Annotated in this window: 15 protein-coding genes; 9 read left to right on the top strand and 6 right to left on the bottom strand. The window is 59.8% G+C overall.

The features are described from left to right. The first annotated feature begins 1 nt into the window (after position 1). The 8 genes from sdhA to NOM67_RS02225 all read left to right on the top strand — a co-directional run bounded on the left by sdhA (position 2) and on the right by NOM67_RS02225 (position 10375). Positions 2 to 1768 (top strand): succinate dehydrogenase flavoprotein subunit, encoded by a 1767-nt coding sequence (gene sdhA, locus NOM67_RS02190; RefSeq protein WP_124242847.1) that lies wholly within the window; start codon positions 2 to 4, stop codon positions 1766 to 1768. Positions 1769 to 1784: 16 nt separating this feature from the next. Beyond that, positions 1785 to 2501 carry a succinate dehydrogenase iron-sulfur subunit gene (locus tag NOM67_RS02195; RefSeq protein WP_041210304.1) on the top strand — a complete coding sequence of 239 codons (717 nt, stop codon included), beginning with the start codon at positions 1785 to 1787 and terminating at the stop codon, positions 2499 to 2501. Between the two features lie 114 nt (positions 2502 to 2615). Then, a complete protein-coding gene (gene sucA, locus NOM67_RS02200) occupies positions 2616 to 5426 on the top strand; it encodes a 2-oxoglutarate dehydrogenase E1 component (RefSeq protein WP_033116132.1) in 2811 nt (936 codons plus the stop codon). A 33-nt stretch (positions 5427 to 5459) separates the two neighbouring features. After that, positions 5460 to 6647, top strand: coding sequence for a 2-oxoglutarate dehydrogenase complex dihydrolipoyllysine-residue succinyltransferase (gene odhB / locus NOM67_RS02205; RefSeq protein WP_255933536.1), 1188 nt, complete (start codon positions 5460 to 5462; stop codon positions 6645 to 6647). Positions 6648 to 6751: 104 nt separating this feature from the next. Further along, positions 6752 to 7918 (top strand): ADP-forming succinate--CoA ligase subunit beta, encoded by a 1167-nt coding sequence (gene sucC, locus NOM67_RS02210; RefSeq protein ID WP_005346090.1) that lies wholly within the window; start codon positions 6752 to 6754, stop codon positions 7916 to 7918. After that, positions 7918 to 8790, top strand: coding sequence for a succinate--CoA ligase subunit alpha (gene sucD, locus NOM67_RS02215; RefSeq protein ID WP_005346088.1), 873 nt, complete (start codon positions 7918 to 7920; stop codon positions 8788 to 8790). Before sucC ends, sucD begins: the two co-directional genes overlap by 1 nt. A gap of 167 nt (positions 8791 to 8957) precedes the next feature. After that, positions 8958 to 10022, top strand: a complete 1065-nt coding sequence (locus NOM67_RS02220; RefSeq protein ID WP_255933545.1) for a hypothetical protein — start codon at positions 8958 to 8960, stop codon at positions 10020 to 10022. A 53-nt stretch (positions 10023 to 10075) separates the two neighbouring features. Next, positions 10076 to 10375: a hypothetical protein gene (locus tag NOM67_RS02225; RefSeq protein WP_156852941.1), complete on the top strand. Its 300-nt coding sequence runs from the start codon at positions 10076 to 10078 to the stop codon at positions 10373 to 10375. Positions 10376 to 11009: 634 nt separating this feature from the next. On the opposite strand, the gene NOM67_RS02230 is transcribed toward NOM67_RS02225, so the two are convergent. Continuing rightward, a complete protein-coding gene (locus NOM67_RS02230; protein WP_255933546.1) occupies positions 11010 to 12950 on the bottom strand; it encodes an amidohydrolase in 1941 nt (646 codons plus the stop codon). A gap of 226 nt (positions 12951 to 13176) precedes the next feature. Between NOM67_RS02230 and NOM67_RS02235 the strand changes: the two genes are divergently transcribed. Next, complete coding sequence (locus NOM67_RS02235; RefSeq protein ID WP_255933547.1) at positions 13177 to 13896, top strand: TetR/AcrR family transcriptional regulator; 720 nt, start codon at positions 13177 to 13179, stop codon at positions 13894 to 13896. A gap of 341 nt (positions 13897 to 14237) precedes the next feature. On the opposite strand, the gene NOM67_RS02240 is transcribed toward NOM67_RS02235, so the two are convergent. The 5 genes from NOM67_RS02240 to phnR all read right to left on the bottom strand — a co-directional run bounded on the left by NOM67_RS02240 (position 14238) and on the right by phnR (position 20622). Then, positions 14238 to 15644 (bottom strand): FAD-dependent oxidoreductase, encoded by a 1407-nt coding sequence (locus NOM67_RS02240; protein ID WP_255933548.1) that lies wholly within the window; start codon positions 15642 to 15644, stop codon positions 14238 to 14240. Positions 15645 to 15662: 18 nt separating this feature from the next. Continuing rightward, entirely contained in the window at positions 15663 to 17399 is a 1737-nt protein-coding gene (locus NOM67_RS02245) for a putative 2-aminoethylphosphonate ABC transporter permease subunit (protein WP_255933551.1), read from the bottom strand. Further along, the gene (locus NOM67_RS02250; RefSeq protein ID WP_255933552.1) at positions 17396 to 18490 is read right to left on the bottom strand and encodes a putative 2-aminoethylphosphonate ABC transporter ATP-binding protein; all 1095 of its coding nucleotides are present in this window, start codon (positions 18488 to 18490) and stop codon (positions 17396 to 17398) included. Before NOM67_RS02250 ends, NOM67_RS02245 begins: the two co-directional genes overlap by 4 nt. 284 nt (positions 18491 to 18774) lie before the next feature. Further along, positions 18775 to 19794 (bottom strand): putative 2-aminoethylphosphonate ABC transporter substrate-binding protein, encoded by a 1020-nt coding sequence (locus tag NOM67_RS02255; protein ID WP_127006551.1) that lies wholly within the window; start codon positions 19792 to 19794, stop codon positions 18775 to 18777. Between the two features lie 120 nt (positions 19795 to 19914). Continuing rightward, positions 19915 to 20622, bottom strand: coding sequence for a phosphonate utilization transcriptional regulator PhnR (gene phnR / locus NOM67_RS02260; protein ID WP_255933554.1), 708 nt, complete (start codon positions 20620 to 20622; stop codon positions 19915 to 19917). Positions 20623 to 20886 lie beyond the last annotated feature (264 nt).

The following is a 20886-nucleotide window of genomic DNA, read 5'->3' on the forward strand; positions in this document are numbered from 1 at the left end:
GGTGACTATTCCAACTCGTGAATTTGATGCGGTCGTGATTGGTGCCGGTGGTGCCGGCATGCGCGCCGCGCTGCAGATTGCCCAGTCCGGCAAGAGCTGCGCTCTGTTGTCCAAGGTCTTCCCGACCCGTTCTCACACTGTCTCCGCCCAGGGCGGCATCACGGTTGCGCTGGGCAATGCCCACGACGACAACTGGCAGTGGCACATGTATGACACCGTAAAAGGCTCCGATTACATCGGTGATCAGGAAGCCATCGAGTACATGTGCAAGACCGGCCCCGAAGCCATCTATGAGCTGGAGAACATGGGCTTGCCCTTCTCCCGTTTCGACAACGGCACTGTCTACCAGCGTCCGTTTGGCGGTCAGTCCAAGAATTTCGGTGGCGAGCAGGCTGCCCGTACCGCGGCTGCGGCCGACCGTACCGGCCACGCCCTGCTGCACACCCTCTATCAGCAGAACGTCAAGAACAAGACCACCGTCTTCTCCGAGTGGTATGCGCTGGATCTGGTGAAGAACCAGGATGGCCACGTGGTGGGTTGTACCGCCATCGACATGGAGAGCGGCGAAGTCGTCTACTTCAAGGCCAAGGCCACCGTGCTGGCCACCGGCGGTGCCGGTCGCATCTACCAGTCCACCACCAACGCCCACATCAACACCGGTGACGGTGTCGGCATGGCGCTGCGCGCCGGGGTCGGCGTGCAGGACATGGAGATGTGGCAGTTCCACCCGACCGGCATCGCCGGGGCAGGGGTGCTGGTGACTGAAGGTTGCCGCGGTGAAGGCGGTTATCTGCTCAATAAAGATGGCGAGCGCTTCATGGAGCGTTATGCCCCGAACGCCAAGGATCTGGCCGGTCGCGATGTGGTGGCTCGCTCCATCATGATCGAGATCCGCGAAGGGCGTGGCTGCGACGGTCCCTGGGGCCCGCACATCAAGCTCAAGCTGGATCACCTCGGTAAAGAGGTGCTGGAATCCCGTCTGCCGGGCATCTGCGAGCTCTCTCGCACCTTCGCCCACGTGGACCCGGTCAAAGAGCCGATCCCGATTATCCCGACCTGCCACTACATGATGGGCGGCGTGCCGACCAACGTGAATGGCCAGTGCCTGACCCAGGACAAGAACGGCAACGACGTGCCGGTGGTCGGTCTGTTTGCGGTGGGCGAAATTGCCTGCGTCTCCGTACATGGTGCCAACCGTCTGGGCGGCAACTCCCTGCTGGATCTGGTGGTGTTCGGCCGCGCTGCCGGCATGCATCTGGTCAACACCCTGGGCGAGATGGATCACGGCCGCGATGCCTCCGAGTCGGATCTGGATGCTGCACTGGCCCGCTTCAACCGCTGGGAAAATACCCGCAGCGGCGAAGACCCGGTGCAGATCCGCAAAGACCTGCAGCGCTGCATGCAGAACAACTTCTCCGTATTTCGCGAAGGTGCGGCGATGGCAGAAGGGCTGGCCGAGCTCAAGGTTATCCGCGAGCGCCTCAAGTCAGCCCGTCTGGATGACACCTCCAAAGAGTTCAACACCCAGCGCATCGAGTGTCTGGAGCTGGACAACCTGATGGAGACGGCGTTTGCCACGGCGGTTGCCGCCAACTTCCGTACCGAGAGTCGCGGTGCTCACTGCCGCTTCGACTTCCCGGATCGCGACGATGAGAACTGGCTGTGCCACAGCCTCTATCATCCGGACACCGAGTCCATGACCCGTCGCGCTGTCAACATGTCACCCAAGACCCGTGAGGCGTTCCCGCCCAAGGTCCGGACTTACTGATTGCGGAGCCAGCCCTATGAACGTCACTTTCTCTGTCTACAGATACAATCCGGATGTTGATAACGTCCCCCATATGAAGGAATATCGTCTTGATATTCCTGAAGGTTCCGACATGATGGTGCTCGATGCACTGATCCAGTTGAAAGAGCTGGATCCCACACTCGCCTTCCGCCGCTCCTGCCGCGAAGGGGTCTGTGGATCTGACGGCATCAACATGAATGGCAAGAACGGTCTTGCCTGCATCACCCCGCTTTCCGATCTGCTGAAGAAGGGCAATAACGTGGTTATCCGCCCCTTGCCCGGCCTGCCGGTGATCCGGGATCTGGTGATCGACATGACCCAGTTCTACACCCAGTGGGAGAAGGTCAAACCCTTCCTCATCAATGAAGACAAATTGCCGCCCGTGCGTGAGCACCTGCAATCCCCCGAAGAGCGCGCCAAGCTGGATGGCCTGTACGAGTGCATTCTCTGTGCCTGCTGCTCCACTTCGTGCCCCTCCTTCTGGTGGAACCCCGACAAGTTCATCGGTCCGGCCGGGCTGCTTGCCGCCTACCGCTGGCTGGCTGACAGCCGCGATACCGCGACCACCGAGCGACTGGGTAATCTGGATGACGCCTTCAGCGTGTTCCGTTGCCACGGCATCATGAACTGCGTGAACGTCTGTCCGAAAGGCTTGAACCCGACCAAGGCGATTGGCCAGATCAAGTCGATGTTGCTCAATCGGGCTGTTTAGTATTCGGGCCGGCCAAGGTCGGCCCTGCTTCCGGACAGCCATCCCACCCGTGGCAGGATGGCTGTTTGAACCCTACAAGCTGCGTAGCAGTAACAAGAAGTACAAGGGATAGAAATGCATAACGGCGTGATGAAGGCCTGGTTGGAGTCATCTCACCTGGCTGGTGCGAATGCAAGCTACATTGAGGATTTGTACGAATCCTTCCTGGAAAATCCTGACTCCGTATCCGATGAGTGGCGCAGCCTGTTTAGCGAGCTGCCCCAGGTCAATGGCCATGCGGTTGAACAACCCCACTCCCAGGTCCGCGATTATTTCCGTCGTCTGGCCAAGGATCCCTCCCGTTACAGCGCGCCTGTCTCCGATCCGCAAGTGGATGCCAAGCAGGTGCGGGTGCTGCAACTGATCAACGCGTTCCGTTTCCGTGGTCACCAGAATGCCAATCTGGACCCGCTCGGTCTGTGGCAGCGCGATACCGTCGCCGAACTGGATCCTGCATTCCACAACCTGCAGGGTGCAGACATGGAGGCTACCTTCAATGTGGGCTCCTACGCCATCGGTCGCGAGACCATGGTGCTCTCCGATCTCTACGCCTCGCTGAAGAAGACCTATTGCGGCTCCATCGGCGCCGACTACATGCACCTCACCTCGACCGAGGAGAAGCGCTGGCTGCAACAGCGTCTCGAATCCATTGAAGGTAAGGGGAGCTACACCCTCGAAGAGAAGACCCGCTTCCTCGACAACCTGACCGCCGCCGAAGGGCTGGAAAAATATCTGGGCGCCAAGTTCCCGGGGGCCAAGCGCTTCTCGCTGGAAGGTGGCGACGCCATGATCCCCATGCTGAAAGAGCTGATCCGTCGCGCCGGTGAGCAGGGCTGCAAAGAGGCCGTTATCGGCATGGCCCACCGCGGTCGTCTCAACGTACTGATCAACGTGCTGGGCAAACGTGCTCAGGACCTGTTCGACGAGTTTGCCGGCAAGCACGGCGAATCCTGGGGCACGGGCGACGTGAAGTACCACATGGGCTTCTCCTCCGACTTCGCCACCCCGGGCGGCAACGTCCATCTGGCGCTCGCCTTCAACCCGTCTCACCTCGAGATAGTCAACCCTGTGGTCATCGGCTCGGTCCGTGCCCGGATGGATCGTCGCGGTGACAAGGATGGCTCCAGCGTGCTGCCCATCACCATCCACGGTGACTCGGCCATGGCCGGTCAGGGCGTGGTGGCCGAAACCTTCAACATGTCTCTGACCCGAGCCTATGGCGTGGGCGGGACGGTGCGCATCGTCATCAACAACCAGGTCGGTTTCACAACCTCCTATCACCGTGACCTGCGCTCCACCGAATATTGCACCGACATCGCCAAGGCGGTGCAGGCGCCGGTGCTGCACGTCAACGGTGACGATCCGGAAGCTGTGGTGCTGGTGACCCAGATTGCGCTGGATTATCGCAACACCTTCAAGCGCGACGTGGTGATCGAGCTGGTTTGCTACCGTCGTCATGGCCACAACGAGGCCGATGAGCCGAACGCGACCCAGCCCTTGATGTACCAGAAGATCAAGCAGCACCCGACCCCGCGCAAGATCTACGCCGATCAGCTGGTGGCCGAGGGGAGCATTGCCCAGGAGCAGGCGACGACGCTGGTCAACGAGTATCGCGAAGCGCTGGATCGCGGCGAGCGGGTGAGCAAGGAGTGGCGGCCGATGGAGCTGCACTCCGTCGACTGGACACCCTATCTTGGCCACGACTGGAACATGGCCTATGACAGCACAGTGCCGATGGATCACCTCAAAGCCCTCGGCGAGCGGGTGAGCCAGTATCCGGCTACCCATGTGCTGCAGCGTCAGGTCGAGAAGATTTACGAAGACCGCCGTCTGATGGCTGCGGGCGAGAAGCTGGTGGATTGGGGCTTTGCCGAGACCCTGGCCTACGCCACTCTGGTGGACAAGGGTTCCCGCATCCGCTTTACCGGTGAAGACTCCGGCCGTGGCACCTTCTTCCACCGCCACGCCGTGCTGCACAACCAGACCGATGCCAGCACCTACACCCCGCTGTGCAACCTGCACGACGAGCAGGGTCCGTTCGAGATTTACGACTCGGTACTGACCGAGAACGCGGTACTGGCCTTTGAATATGGCTACGCCAGCGCCGAGCCGGCCGGCCTCACCATCTGGGAAGCCCAGTTCGGTGACTTCGCCAACTGCGCTCAGGTGGTGGTCGACCAGTTCCTCTCCTCCGGTGAGCAGAAGTGGGGCCGGATGTGCGGCCTGACCATGCTGCTGCCGCACGGTTACGAGGGGCAGGGGCCGGAGCACTCCTCCGCCCGTCTGGAGCGTTATCTGCAGATGTGCGCCCAGCACAACATGCAGGTGTGCGTACCCTCAACCCCGGCTCAGGTATTCCACATGCTGCGCCGTCAGGTCGTGCGCCCGATGCGCCGTCCGCTTATCGTGATGACGCCCAAATCCCTGCTGCGCCATCCGCTGGCGGTGAGCAAGCTCGAAGATCTGGCGGAAGGTACCTTCCAGAACGCCATTGGCGAGATCGACGCGCTGGATCCGAAAGCGGTCAAACGAGTGGTTTTCTGTTCCGGCAAGGTCTATTACGACCTGCTCGAAGCCCGTCGCAAGGCGGAGCAGAAGGATGTGGCGATCGTGCGGATCGAACAGCTCTACCCCTTCCCGGAAGAGGAAGTGCGCGCCATTCTGGCCGATTACAGCCACGTCACCGATTTTGTCTGGTGTCAGGAAGAGCCGCAAAACCAGGGCGCCTGGTACTGCACCCGTCACAACTACGATGACGTGCTGCCGACCGGAGCCACCCTGCGTTATGCCGGTCGTCCGGCGTCCGCCTCACCGGCGGTTGGTTACATGTCCGTCCACGCCAAGCAGCAGAAAGCCTTGGTGGAAGATGCCCTTACTCTGGCCTAAGCCCTGAACAAGAAGTAACAAGGAACTGATTAGATGACTATCGAGATCAAGGTACCGGACCTGCCGGAATCAGTGGCGGATGCCACCATTGCCACCTGGCACAAGAAGCCGGGTGATCTGGTTGCCCGTGATGAAGTGCTGGTCGACATCGAAACCGACAAAGTGGTGCTGGAAGTGCCGGCACCGCAAGCTGGCGTGCTGGGCGACATCCTGCAGACAGAGGGGGCGACCGTCCTCTCCCGCCAGCTGATCGCCACCATCAAGGCGGCTGCCGTGGCCGGTGAAGAGACCAAAGAGAAGCCGGCCGAAGCGGTTGCCGATGATGGCGCCGATGGCCTGAGCCCCTCCGTGCGTCGTCTGATTGGCGAGCACGACATCGACGTGGCCAAGCTGACCGGCACCGGCAAGGGCGGTCGCATCACCAAGGATGATGTGGAAGCCTACATCAAGGCGCTGAGCAAGCCTGCCGCAGCCGCTCCGGTGGCTGCGGCCCCGGTCGCGCCGGTTGCCGCGCTGGCCGGTCGCAGCGAGAAGCGGGTGCCGATGACCCGTCTGCGCAAGCGCATTGCCGAGCGTCTGCTGGAAGCGAAAAACACCACCGCCATGCTGACCACCTTCAACGAGGTCAACATGAAGCCCATCATGGATCTGCGCAAGCAGTACGGCGAGATCTTCGAGAAGAAGCACGGCATCAAGCTCGGCTTCATGTCCTTCTACGTGAAGGCGGTGGTGGAGTCCCTCAAGCGCTATCCGGAAGTGAACGCCGGGCTGGATGGTGACGACATCGTCTACCACAACTACTTCGACGTCAGCATCGCCGTCTCCACCCCTCGTGGTCTGGTGACGCCTGTGCTGCGCGACTGCGACAACATGAGCCTGGCCGACATCGAGAAGGCCATCAAGGATCTGGCCGGCAAGGGCCGCGACGGTAAACTGACCGTGGATGAGCTGACTGGCGGCAACTTCACCATCACCAACGGTGGTGTGTTCGGCTCCCTGATGTCCACCCCGATCATCAACCCGCCCCAGAGCGCCATTCTGGGCATGCACAAGATCCAGGATCGCCCGATGGCCGTTGACGGCAAGGTCGAGATCCTGCCGATGATGTACCTGGCCCTCTCCTACGATCACCGTCTCATCGACGGGCGCGAATCGGTAGGCTTCCTGGTCTCCGTCAAGGAGCTGCTGGAAGATCCGACCCGCCTGCTGCTGGACGTCTGAGCAACCAACTGAAAGATAACGAGGGGCCCCCGAGGCCCCCACTCACAGGGGATTGAGAAACACGAGCCCCGGACGGAAATACCTACAACACGGATAGAGCATCTATGAATCTGCATGAATATCAGGCAAAACAGCTGTTTGCCGAGTATGGCCTGCCGGTCTCCGAAGGTTATGCCTGTGCTACCCCGCAGGAAGCGGCCGAAGCGGCCGACAAGATTGGCGGCAATACCTGGGTCGTCAAATGCCAGGTACACGCCGGTGGCCGCGGTAAAGCGGGCGGCGTGAAAGTGGCCAAGAGCAAGGATGAGATCCGTGCCTTCGCCCAGAACTGGCTGGGCAAGAATCTGGTGACCTACCAGACTGACGCCAACGGCCAGCCGGTCACCAAGATCCTGGTTGAATCCTGCACCGACATCGCCAAAGAGCTCTACCTGGGCGCCGTGGTTGACCGTGGCTCCCGTCGCGTGGTCTTCATGGCCTCGACCGAAGGTGGCGTGGACATCGAGAAGATCGCCCACGAAACCCCCCATCTGATCCACAAGGCCACCCTGGATCCGCTGGTTGGCCCGCAGCCCTATCAGGCGCGCGAGCTGGCCTTCAAACTGGGTCTGGTCGGCGATCAGATCAAACAGTTCACCAAGATCTTCATGGGTCTGGGCCAGATGTTCCTCGACTGCGACTTCGCGCTGCTGGAGATCAACCCGCTGGTGATCACCGCGCAGGGCAACCTGCACTGCCTGGATGGCAAGATCAACATCGACGCCAACGCGCTGTACCGTCAGCCCAAGCTGCGCGAAATGCACGACCCGTCACAGGATGACCCCCGCGAAGCGCACGCCGCCCAGTGGGAGCTCAACTATGTGGCCCTCGATGGCAACATCGGCTGCATGGTCAACGGCGCGGGTCTGGCCATGGGCACCATGGATATCGTCAACCTGCACGGCGGCAAGCCGGCCAACTTCCTTGACGTCGGCGGCGGCGCCACCAAAGAGCGGGTGACCGAGGCGTTCAAGATCATCCTCTCCGACAGCAACGTCAAAGCGGTGCTGGTCAACATCTTTGGCGGCATCGTGCGCTGCGACATGATCGCGGAAGGCATTATCGGTGCGGTCAAGGAAGTGGGGGTCAAGGTGCCCGTCGTGGTCCGTCTGGAAGGCAACAACGCCGAGCTGGGTGGTATCAAGCTGGCCGAGAGCGGCCTCAACATCATTGCGGCCAAGAGTCTGACCGATGCCGCGCAGCAAGTCGTCAAAGCAGCGGAGGCCAACTGATGAGCGTACTGATCAACAAGGACACCCGAGTCATCTGCCAGGGCTTTACCGGCGGTCAGGGTACTTTCCACTCCGAGCAGGCGCTCTCCTACGGCACCCAGCTGGTTGGCGGCGTCTCCCCGGGTAAGGGCGGCACCACCCATCTGGGCCTGCCGGTGTTCAACACCGTCCGTGACGCAGTCGAAGCGACCGGCGCCACCGCCACCGTCATCTATGTGCCGGCACCGTTCTGCAAGGACGCGATCCTGGAAGCGATCGACGCGGGCATTAAGCTCATCGTCACCATCACCGAAGGCATCCCGACGCTGGATATGCTGGACGTCAAAGTGAAGCTGCAAGAGACCGGCGTGCGGATGATCGGCCCCAACTGCCCGGGTGTGATCACCCCGGGTGAGTGCAAGATTGGCATCATGCCGGGCCACATTCACAAACCGGGCAAGGTGGGCATCGTCTCCCGCTCCGGCACCCTGACCTACGAAGCGGTCAAGCAGACCACTGACGAGGGCTTTGGCCAGTCCACCTGCGTCGGTATCGGTGGCGACCCCATCCCGGGCTCCAACTTTATCGACATTCTGGAGATGTTCCAGAACGACCCGCAGACCGAAGCGATCGTGATGATCGGCGAGATCGGCGGCAACGCCGAGGAAGACGCAGCCGCCTATATCAAGGCCCACGTCACCAAGCCGGTGGTCTCCTATATCGCCGGTGTTACCGCCCCTCCCGGCAAGCGGATGGGCCATGCTGGCGCCATCATCTCCGGTGGCAAGGGTACCGCCGCCGAGAAGTTTGCCGCGCTGGAAGATGCTGGCGTGAAAACCGTCCGCTCCCTGGCCGATATCGGCAAGGCCCTGCGCGAAGTAACCGGCTGGTAATTCTGCTTAGCCCGTTATCTCTAATAAAAAGCCGCCCGATGGGCGGCTTTTTTATAGGGGAATTAAAGTGGCTTTTATAATACAACTATATCTTCCGAGACACTCTACGTAGGATACTGATATATAGAATAACGTATGTTAGTGTTTAACAAGTTGTGAGAATTATGATGAAATTATTCGATACAAATCAGAGCAAAACTGTACTTGCAAAATTCAGGCAGAAAATAGATGGTATGATTCCCTCTGATGATTTCGAAAACCAACGTAATAGTTTTATTCGTCTGGTTATTAATGGTATGGAAAAAAGACCTGACGAATGGAATACATTTTGCCAAATGAATATAGATTGGATAGGGGATCAATTTATTAGTAGATTGGCTGATGATGGTGAACTAAACAAAGAAAAATTAGATGATATTTGTTCAATGTGTTTTAGGTTTCTGTTTGAGCTATATCTTTCAACTAAAAGTAGCCTGTCTTTTGATTTCGAAAGAGCAAAGCGCTTTATTTTTGATAATATTGAACTATTTGAGCATGCAGCAAAAGAGCAGATTGAATTTACTATTCGTGAAATGCCTATAAGCATTTTTAAAGCTATTGCAAATAGTGACGAAATAGAAACCCTTAAAAATCTTGATGCTGTTTCAGAAAAAGCTATAAAACTTAAAGAGAAATGGGATAAAGATCTAAGTGAAAGAGAAACAAGATTAAAAGCAATTGAAGTTTCTCTATCTAAATATGAAAATGCTTTTAATTTTGTAGGGTTATATCAAGGCTTTGATGATTTATCAAAAGAGAAAATAGCTGAACGAGATGGGATATTATTTTGGCTTAGATTGCTATCGGTAGTTATTGTTTTGCCGATAGCAGCTGAGCTTATATTTTTGTATGTAAATATAGATAACGTATCAACTATCAAAAATGTACTATTACTATCTATTTTCCCGACAATATCATTGGTTGCAATATCTATTTATTACTTTAGGGTTCTTCTCTTTAATTATAAATCGGTTAAGTCACAATTATTGCAAATCGATCTTAGGAAGACATTGTGCCGATTTATTCAAAGTTATTCTGTGTATGCTAGTGAGATAAAAAGCAAAGATGCTAATGTTCTGGAGCGATTTGAAAGAGTTATCTTCTCAGGGATAGTAACGGAGGATGGTAATTTACCATCTACATTTGATGGGATCGAACAAATAAGCAAACTTATAAATTCTGTTAAAGCATAGGGTAAGCGGTCGTAGATGTTTTTTATATTGTAAGATATACTTAGGAGGTGGAAATGCATATCGATAAAGACAACCTTAGAAGTATTGTTTTTAAAAATTATTATACTCCAGCTATTCAGTCTATTGAGATGCATGGAAGATATTGGTTCTCTGAAACTAGGCAAGCAGCGTATATGTTGTCAAGTCTTTTGGAACAGGCTGGCATGAATGTCGTTTTACTTAATTATCCACCTAGTTGGGAGTTTGTAATATGTATTGTTGGGAGTCATGATCGAGATTTACTTTTAGAAATAGCATACCAACGTCATGAATTGCTCGAACAAGGAGTAGATGTGGCTGAGCTGCCTATCTAAAGAGTTCTTTATCCAGATTAAAACCTATTTCGTATGTTGGACTAAAAAGGTAGGTTGGTGCTTCACAAAGTGAAGCCCAATGTTTACCGTGAAATGTGTCTGTAAATATGCTCATGGCACAGTCACATCTTTGTTTATCCCGCTCTGGTTGGCTCAATTATGTTCGCCTGTTGGGCTTCGCTACGCTCTGCGCCAACCTACGAATCACGCATCGCCCTGCGTGGCAACCCGTGGGGCCGAATAGCGAGGCCTGTTCGGACAATCGGGGGGGTTAGTATGCCACAGCCTTCGCCTGCGGCCAGAATCGAGTAACTCCAGATTGTTACGCTGTTGCAACCAAGTTGACTGAGGCTGTTTCGCTGGTGAATCAATCTTGCCTCCGCTTGGGGCAGCCCGCTGACCATGCTGGTTGCCAATGCTCCTCCGATTTGAGGTAAAGTGCCAAGCCCAACGCGGATTAGCTCCCGCTTATTGACCCTTGCGAGCGTTCCTTGTCATCAGGGCTTGCTATCACTCCCCGAACTAAAAATGCCGACCAAAAGGTCGGCATTTTGCTGTTAAGAGACGTTGGTCTGGCTGCATATGCTCAGATCGTCGCTGACCAGATGCTCACCCTCGCCATTGCGCCTGAACCCTATTGGCTAAAGACCGTCTGCCCGCGAAAGACGGTGCGGGTGACCTTGGTATCGGCGAGCTGCTCCGGTTTGCCGGCGGCGACCAGCTGGTAGAGATCCCGATCCAGCACGATAAAGTCGGCCGATTTGCCTGCTTCGATGGAGCCGCTGACGGCCTGCTGGCGTACTGCACGAGCGCCGTTGATGGTGTAGGCATCCAGCATCTGGTCGAGGGTGATGCGCTGGCTCGCCCGAAAGTCATCGCCGCTCTGGGGTGCGTGGTTGACCCCGGCGGCCATATTGGCGAAGGGGCGCGGATCGCGGCTATCGACTGGCGCATCGCTGCCAGCCACCAGAATGGCCCCCGCCTTGCGCGAGCTGGCCACCGGATAGAGCGCCTGCTTGAGATACCCCTTGGGATCGTACATCGCCTCGTGCAGGGATTGCCCCTTGCGGGTCGGCTGAATAAAGGGGGTGACCAGCATGTCGTATTCGGGCTGGGGGTTGGTCCAGGCGTAGGTGAAGGTGAGATAGAGGCCAAGCTGGCCGAGCCGCAGCTGATCGTCCGGATGCACCACTTGCAGATGGGCGAGGGTGTGGGGAGTGCCGTGATCGCCGTTGCTGGCGCGGGCCGCCTCCAGCGCATCAAGGGCCATGCGGGTAGTGCGATCGCCGATGCTATGCATGTGGATGCTAAAGCCCGCCTTGTCGAGCGTCCCCACGTAGCGGTTCAGATCGGCGGCGCGGTAGTTGACCAGCCCCTTGCTGCCGGCATCCTCGCTGTTGGCGGTGATGGTGACCTGCTCGCCACCCTGATCCGCGGCGAGGTGGGGGGTCTGGTAGTTGGTCAGCATGCCGGCGTTGGGCAGGAAGGGGGGCGTGCTGAAAGGATCCCCCTCCAGTACCCCGTCGAGGAAGATCTTGACCGCATCGGCCTTGATCAGCGGATCGCCGGCAAACTGGTCGCGCACCCGGTTAGCCTTGGCCAGATGGCCGCCGATATCGAGCTTGCCGCTGTAGTCATCCTCGTGAAAACAGGTGGCGGCAGTGACCCGCATATTGAGCAGCCCCTTCTCTTCCATCTCCCGCAGGCGATCGCGGATAAAGTCGGTGGCGCAGGCATCCTGAATGCTGGTGATGCCGCGCGAGGCCATCAGGGTCGAGACGGCGGGCAGGATCTGGCGATACTGGTTCGCCGCCTGCTCGTCGTGGGCGCTCAGCAGGCCACTGTCGGGGGAGGGGATGGCGCTGCGGGCACCTTCGCGAATGACGCCGCTATCGAGATCCACATAGGGTTTGAAGGGGGCAAAGAGGCCGCCCGGCGCCAGGGTGGCGGCGGTGAAGCCCACCTGTTTGCCGCTTTTATCGGTCGCCAGCGCCAGTGCCCGCGAGTTGTAGGCGCTGGCGTGGCCATCGACCCCGGCCAGCACCACCGGATTGTCGGGAGCGGCAGCATCGAGGGCAGCCAGCACGGTTTTGTAAGCGACGGTGGGGGCGTTGCCCTCGTAGGGAGACCACTGGTTGATCACCAGCCAGTCGCCAGCCTTGGGGGCGTAGCGGGGCAGACAACTCTTCACCTTGGCCGCCAGCTCGCCGAGATCGACCGGCTTGCCGTCGAGATCGCACATATCGAGCGCCACCGTGCCCAGCAGGTGGATATGGTTGTCGTGCAGCCCCGGCAGCACCATCTTGCCCTGCAAGTCGACCACCTGGGTGTCGGGGGTACTGAGCGCCTCGGCCCCCTGCCGGTTGCCCACATAGAGGAACTGGCCGCCGCTCACCACCATGGCCTCTGCCACCTGGCGCTGACCATCCTGAGTGTGGATCTTGCCGTTGAGATAAAGGGTGCGTGCGGCGGTGGGCGGCTGTCCCTGCTGGCAACCCGCCAGCGTGGCGGCCAGCAGCGGGGCGAGCAGCAAAAAAGTGCGGGAACGGGCGGGGTGTGGTGCCTTGCAATCCATGCAGTGATCTCCTTGAGGGTCGGGTTTTGTGCAGTGTTTACTGCACATTTCGCAATCTCTTTATGGCTGCTTGGTCAAAAAACGCCAGCAATTGCTGCAAATATTTAACGTTTTGTTTACCATGTCACATCAATCGGTGGCGAGCGGGGCGCAGTGCCCGCTTTGCTGAGGTACCAAGATCTACCGCCAGAGCGCCTTGCCGATGGGCCAACAACAGGGAGGAGTGATGTCAGAGGAGTCAGTGATCGAGGGGCCGTTACCCCAAGTGTTTGCCATGCGCCGGCAACCCAAGCAGCAGCGCAGTCAGGCGGTGGCCAGCCGCATCGAGGAGGCGACCCTGAGTCTGTTGCAGGAGCAGGGCTTTGCGGCCCTTAACACCAATGCCATCGCCGATCGGGCGGGGGTGGGGATCAAGTCGCTCTACCACCTCTATCCCAACAAGGAGGCGATCATCGGCCGCCTCGCCATGGGGTGGCTGGCGGCGGTCTGCGAGGCGCAGGAGCAGATCCGCATTCAGGCGACCAGCTGGCCGCAGGCGCTGGTGCTGCTCGACGAGGCACTGGAGGCGCTGGAGCGCCGCTTTGTCGGCTATGGCGCCCTCTGGCATGCGATGGATCTCATCCCCGAGCTGCATGCGCTGGAGCAGCAGCACGAGCGGGGCCAGATTGACTTCTGGTCATCCCTGCTGCGTGACTTTGGCTGCCGCTGGCCGGAGCCCGAGCTCACGACGCTGGTGCGCTACTTCTATCGCACCGCGGATGTCACCAAGCAGTGCACCCGGAGCGATGGGGATCTCGGTCAGCAGATGTGGCTGCTGCACCGCCACTGGAGCGAGCAGCTGATCGCCGCCGCCATTGCCGAGCCCGACCCCGAGCAGGTGTGGCAGGCAAGGCCTGCGCTGCTGCTGGGTACGGAATTACCGGTGGCCGACAAGTGGCGGCGATAAAGCGCGTGCAAGCATCGTGGGCTGGTGCTCTTTGTCCTGATCGGCATGGCTCTTCGGCGTGGTTCTCTCTGGCGCGATATCCCTGCAAGGCTGCGCCGTGCCTGCCTGATTGTTGCGAAAGTGAAATGATGTCACTCGATTTCGTTTCGCTGGTGAGACAGTGCTATTGGCGGCTGGTTGGGCACCGTGTGTGCCGCGCCTTGTCTATGTATTCCGATCCGGGTGATGCAGCGCGGAGCTGATCGCCGACGGCGCCAATGGCAAAGCGCCGACCCTTGGGTCGGCGCTTTGCTCGTTGTAGTCAGATGGGGCAGAAGCGTGCGGAATTGGTATTACCGCGCTTACTTGTCTGCCTTGCCAGCGGCATCGGCAAGTTTGGCCAGCTGTTTGTCATACCAGGCCACCGGACGGTTCTCATCTTCCGCCCGCTCCTTGCGCCGGATGGCGTTGCGCACCGCCATGGCCCCGAGCCAGCGAAACGGCTCGGGCGGAAAATAGCCGCGCGGGCCGCTGACCAGCGCGCAGTCGCGCCACGGCTTGTCCGCTTCCCGCACTTCATCGTGCACCAACGCCGCCAGGATCTGGCCGCCCATCCAGCTCTGCGCCACCCCGTTGCCAGAATAGCCGAGGCCATAGACGATATTGGGCTGCCCTCGCCAGTGGCCGAAGAAGGGGAGGCCATCCACCGAGCGGTCGGAGGCGCCGCACCAGCTGGCAGCGATGGGCACCTCCTTGAGCGCCGGAAAGAAGCGGCGCAGGGTGCGGGTGAGGGGGGCAAGATAACGGCTCGGCGCATCGAACTCGGCCAGATGGCGGTTGGCAAAGGCGAAGGTGTTGCCCCCCTTGCCCAGCATCAGCCGCCCTTGCGGGGTCGAGCGGTAGTAATGCACAAAGGTGCGGCCATCCACCACGGAGCGGCCGTGCTCAAGCTGCTGGGCGGCCAGTGCATCCGGCGCGGGGTCGGTTATCACCATATCGGAGGAGACCAGCACGATACTGCGGCGAAACTCGCGAAAGTGCTGCACCATGGCGCTGTTGAGGGCCAGCACCACCTTGCGGGCACGCACCTCACCTTGCGGCGTTTGCACCCGCGCAGGCTGGCCCGCCTCAAGGCGCTGCATGGGGGAGCCTTCATAAACCTCGACCCCCAGCTCCCGCGCTACCCGCAGCAGGCCGCGCACCAGCAGTGCCGGTTGCACCGAACCGGCGTGGGGGCTGTAGAGCCCCTCCAGATGAACGTGGGAGCCGCTCTGGCTTGCCAGTTCACCCTCTTCAATCGCCTGCCACTGGTTAAGGTCGGCTTGCTTGAGTTCCCGCAATACCGGCTCCATCAGGCCGCGCTGCGCCTCGCTGGTGGCGGTGTAGCAGGTGCCCTCGACCCTCAGCTGCGCCTCTATGTTGTGTGTTTCGCAGAAGCGGGCGATCTCGTGCACCGCCTGCTCGGATCTTTGTACCAGCCAGGCGGCCTGCTGCTCGCCAAAGAGGCGCTTTAACGTCAGGTATTTGGCCGACCAGGTGAGCAAACAGCCGCCGTTGCGCCCGGAGGCGCCGCTGCCGCAGCGATCTTTCTCCAGCACCATGATGCGCAAGTGTGGCTCGGCCTGTTTAAGGGCGATGGCGCTCCACAGCCCGGTAAAGCCGCCGCCGACGATGCAGATATCGGCCTCGTGGTTGCCGACCAGGGGGATGGGGGGCGCGGACTGTTCGGCGGCGAGCGCTTCGGCCAGCCAGAAGGGGAGAGTGGACATGATGACTCCTCGATAAGGTTATTGGTGGCGCCAGCGCTGGGTGCGATCCAGCAGGGCGCGGCTCAAAAAGAGCTGGAGCAGCTTGATGGTGGCGGCGGCCAGCAGGATCAGGGTGGCCATGGCGGCGGCCGCGGCGGTATCGCCGGAATCCTCCATATTGAGCACGGCGATGGAGGCGAGCACGCTGTCGCTCGAATAGAGGAAGATCACCGCCGAGGTGGTGGTCATGGCGTTGACGAACAGGTAAATGAAGATCTCCAGCAGTGCGGGCAGGGAGGCGGGCAGGGTGACTCGCCAGAACGCCTTCCAGAGCGGAATGCGCAATGAGATGGCCACCAGCTCCAGCTCCTTGGGCAACTGCTTGAGGCTGGTCAGCGCCGTCATATGGCCCACCGTGTAGTAGTGGATGACGCAGGAGAGCACCATCAGCGGCAGGGTGCCGTATAGGCCGCCAAAGAGCGGATTGCCGTTGAAAAAGAAGATGTAACCGAGCCCCAGCACCATGCCGGGCACCGCTAGCGACAGCATGGCAAGCAGATGCAACAGCTGGCGAAGCGGCGCAAAGTGGCGCCCCTTCTCCTGCGCCCAGGCCAGCACCATCACCAGCACTGTGCCGATAAGCGCGGTATAGAGGCCCAGCTGCAAGGTGTTGGTAAAGGGCTGCCAGCCGTAGACGCTGTTGCTGTCAAAGGCGTAGTGATCCAGCGTCAGAGCGAGGTTGTAGGGCCAGAACTGTACCAAGGATCCGTAAACGGCCATCCCCACCAGCGCCAGAAACAGCAGGGCCCACAGCGAACACCAACCGAGCGCCAGCAGATCCCGCAGCCGATGGGGTTTGGGCTGATAGGGCACCGCCTTGGTGCTGCTCTGCTCCTGCATCTTGCTGCGCACCCTGTGCTCCAGCGCAAAGCTCAACAGTGCCGGCAGCAGCAGGGTGACGCTGGCAACGGCGCCCAGCGAGAAGTTCTGCATCCCGATCACCTGTCGGTAGATATCGGTGGCCAGCACGCTGTACTGGCCGCCAATCACCTTGGCCACCCCGAAGTCGCAGATGGTGAGGGTGAAGACCGCGATGGCTGCGCTGAGCAGGCCATAACGGGCGGTAGGCAGGGTGACGGTGACAAAGGTGCGCCAGCCGCTGCTGCCGAGCACCCGGGAGGCTTCATAGAGGCGGGCATCGCTCTGACCGAGCGCCGTGATAAGGATCATCAGGGCGTGGGGGAAGCACCAGAAGCCAAGACCGATGACGATACCAATGGGGCCGTAGATGCTCTCGCCGCCGAGCAGCCCCTTGGCGATCCCCTGATTGCCAAACCAGTAGACCAGACTGATGGCGGGCAGCAGGGAGGGCATCAACAGCGGAATAAGGCCGATGAGACGAAACAGGGGCTTGCCCGGCATGCAGGTGCGGGTGAGGGCATAGGCGTAGCCAAAGGCGATGGTCACCACCAGCGCGGTGATCAGCACCCCGAGCCAGAGGGTGTTGCCGATGGTGCGCCCCAGATGAGGGGAGTCGAAGTAGGTGCTGAAGTTGGCAAGGCCCACCCAGAGGCCGTTCTCATCCTGCAGGCTCTTTTGCAGCATGGTGAGCAGCGGCAGCAAGAGACCCCCCACCAGCAGAGCGATACCGAGCAAAAGCAGGAACAGTTGCAGCAGCTGATCCCGGCTCCAGCCGCGACAGAGCCGCTGCCAGCGGGATTCTGGCCGGGCTGTCGCTGGCGGCAACAGGGAGGAGGTTGCGAAGGGGGCTGTCATGGGCGCTCTCCCTCAAACAGTTGCATGGCCGCGGCGGGCCAGTGCAGCGAGCAGCGCATGCCGCTGCGCCAGCCACCCTGTTCGTGGCGGGACAGCTCGTGGGTCGGGCGCTCCACCAGAATTTGCTGCGGGCCCAGATAGGTGTCGGCGGTGCAGATAAGGCGCTGGGCTGCGCCGAGAAACTCCACCTGATCGATGGTTGCTTCAATGCCATGTTGCCCAAGATACGGCTCGCTCGGCGCACTCAGGGTGATCGCCTCGGGGCGGATCGCCACCTGCAATTTGCTGCCGGCCGCGGCCCGATTGGCGAGTGTCAGCGGTTGTTCGTTGAGGCGCACCTGAGTGGGGCTGAGCACCAGGGTGTCGAGGAAGTTCATGGTGCCGACGAAGCTTGCCACGAAACGGCTGGCAGGCTGGTGGTAGATCTCCTGCGGGGAGCCTACCTGCACGATGCGGCCACCCTCCATCACCACAATGCGATCGGCCATGGTCAGCGCCTCTTCCTGATCGTGGGTCACCATGATGGTGGTAATGCCAAGGCGCTGCTGCAGGGCGCGGATCTCGCTGCGAAGATGGGTGCGTACCAGTGCATCCAGCGCGCTGAGCGGTTCGTCCAGCAGCAGCAGGCCGGGGGAGAGGGCCAAGGCCCGGGCCAGCGCGACCCGCTGCTGTTGGCCGCCGGAGATCTGGCTCGGGTATTTGTGGGACTGGGCAGTGAGATCCACCAGCCCCAGCCAGTGATCGACCCGCTCCTTGATGAGATCCCGTGCCAGCCCCTGATTCTCAAGGCCGAAGGCGATGTTCTGTGCCACCGTCAGGTTGGGGAAGAGGGCATAGGATTGAAACACGATGCCAAAATCGCGCTGCTGGGGCGGCAGCCGGGAGATGTTGCGCCCCCCTTGCCAGATCTCGCCGCTGTCCGGCAGATCCAGCCCGGCGATGGCTCTGAGCAGGGTGGTTTTGCCGCAGCCGGAGGGGCCGAGAAAGCAGATAAACTCCCCCTGCTCAATGGTCAGAGAGATCCCCTTGAGGGCCTGAAAAGCACCGAACTGCTTGTTGAGATGTTGAATGTCCAGATAGGGCTGGGTCATGGTTCGACTCGCTACTGATTTGGTATATACCAGTTTGCAGGCGAAGTGTGACGGTCAGGTGATCGGGGGATGACAGCTTGATGACAGTCAGATGACGACGGGTCGCCAGCAGGTGGCTTGGCTCCGTGTGGATAGGCGAGGCGTCGTCAATTGGGGGGGAAACAAAAAGTGAAATGAAAACAGGGAGCGCAACCCAAAAAGCGAAGGCCAACAGCTGTTGGCCTTCGACTGGCAGTTTATTGGTGGCTGTGTGTGGGGTGTGAACAAACCGCAGCCCTTCACGCTTACTGCTTGGCTTCGGTCTTGCCGTCGAAACTGGCGCTCCACTGGGCCAGGATGGTGTTGCGCTCGCGGGCAGCCCAGCCAAAGTCGTTGTCGATCATCTGGCCCTTGATGTTGGCGGGATAGCCGGCTCTGGGCTTGGCTACATCCGGGATGGCGACCACTGCGAACGACTTGTTGTAGAGGGCGTTGGCCTGTTCGGTGGCGGCAAAGTCGAGCAGCTGTTTGGCGGCTTCCAGCTTGGGGGTGCCCTTGATGATGGCGGCAGCTTCCATATCCCAGCCCGACCCCTCTTTCGGGAACACCACCTCGATGGGGGCTCCCTTGGCCTTGAGGCTGGTGGCCGGGAAGTCGAAGGAGATACCGATCACCGTCTCGCCGCTGGCGGCCAGCTTGCAGGGGGCGGAGCCCGAGTGGGTGTAACGGTCGATGTTCTGGTGCAGGCCGTTCATGAATTGCCAGCCCTGCTGCTCACCCATGGTCTGCAGCCAGCCCGCAACGCTCAGGTAACCGGTGCCGGAGGAGCTGGGGTTGGGCATGATCACCTTGCCCTTGTAGATGGGCTTGGTGAGGTCGGCCCAGCTGGTGGGGGCCGGGATCCCCTGTTTTTCCGCCTCTACCTTGTTGAAGCAGATGGCGCTGAAGAAGGCGTCCAGACCGATCCAGTGCGGCTCGGCCTTGCTGTCGCGAAAGCGGCTGTCGAGCTTGTCCAGCCCTTTCGGTGCATAGGCATTGAGCATCTGCTGCTGATCGAGTTGCATCAGGCTGGTAGCGGCCAGTCCCCACACCACATCCGCCTTGGGCTGGGCTTTTTCTGCCAGCAAGCGGGCGGTGACCACGCCGGTGGAGTCACGCACCCACTTGATGTTGATGTCCGGATGCTGGCGCTCGAACGCGGTTTTCAGCTCGTTGAGCTGCTCCGGTTCGAAGGCGGTGTAGACGGTGAGATCGGTCGCGGCCAGTGCCGGGGCGGTCATGGCAGCCAGCACGGCGGCGGCCAGCAGATGGGTTCCCTGTTTCATCCTCTTCTCCATATAAGTTGGCTTGGTATAAACCAGATTGGTCGAGAGAGAGGCTAGGGTTTTTTTATGACGTGACAGTGACAGCCCCGTGACGTTTTCCTGTTCCTGATTTGTTCGTGACTAATCCTGGGTATCCACCTCGATCTCCAGACTGTCGTGGCGCCAGTACTCCAGATCGAAGTCGAGCACCCGGCCGTGCTGATCGAAGTTGAGTCGCTCTAGGCGCAGGGCGGGCAGACCGGCGGTGGCCCCCAGCGCCTTGGCCACCTCGTCCGGCAGGGCGGTGGGGAAGAAGCGCACCTGCATGCGGGCGTAGTGGAGATCGTAATGGGCTTGATAGATCTCGGTCAGGCTGCCGTTGAGATCCAGCTCCAGCAGGCCGGGCACCCGCTCTGGCAGGCAGTGGTTCTCGCAGTAACAGATGGCGCGCCCGTTGGCATAGCGCAGCCGTTTGAGCAGAAACAGGCTGTCGAACGCCTTGAGCTGCAACTGCGCCATCAACTCGGGCGGCACTGCCTGGCGGCTTTTCTCCAGCAGCTCGGTGCGCGGCTCGCCCCCTTGCTCACGTACTATCTGGTGAAAGTTGGAGGTGCGTCTGGGGTTCAAGCGAAAGCGCGGCGGGGTGACAAACCAGCCGCGGCGATCCTCCCGATAGATAAGGCCGTTTGCCTCCAGCTGCACCAGTGCCTCGCGAATGGTGACCCTTGTGGTGCCATAGAGTTCCCCCAGCAGCCGCTCGGAGGGGAGCTTGTCGTTGGGGGCCAGACCCCCCGCCAGGATCTGGTTGGCGAGGGCATCCTTGATCTGCAGGTATTGCGGTTTGCTCATGAAAATCCCTGGTTTTGCAATAAGTTGTGCAATGAGTTGGGCAATGGGCTGGGCACAGGGCAGGTCATCTGCCCGGTCGTTACACGGCAACATCAACATGCATTGGTAGATACCAGCATCGCCCCTGCTGTTCAGGTTTCCTAGATTATCGCGATCCCGGCGCTGAAAATGAATTTTTTGTTGCACGTAGCGCCACCCCTTTGACCTTGGCGGGGCAGTTACCCACAATGCGCTCATTCTGGTATATACCAAAAAGGAGCGAAA

The sequence above is a fragment of the Aeromonas sp. SG16 genome (assembly GCF_024436135.1).
In the GTDB taxonomy this organism is placed as follows: domain Bacteria; phylum Pseudomonadota; class Gammaproteobacteria; order Enterobacterales; family Aeromonadaceae; genus Aeromonas; species Aeromonas jandaei.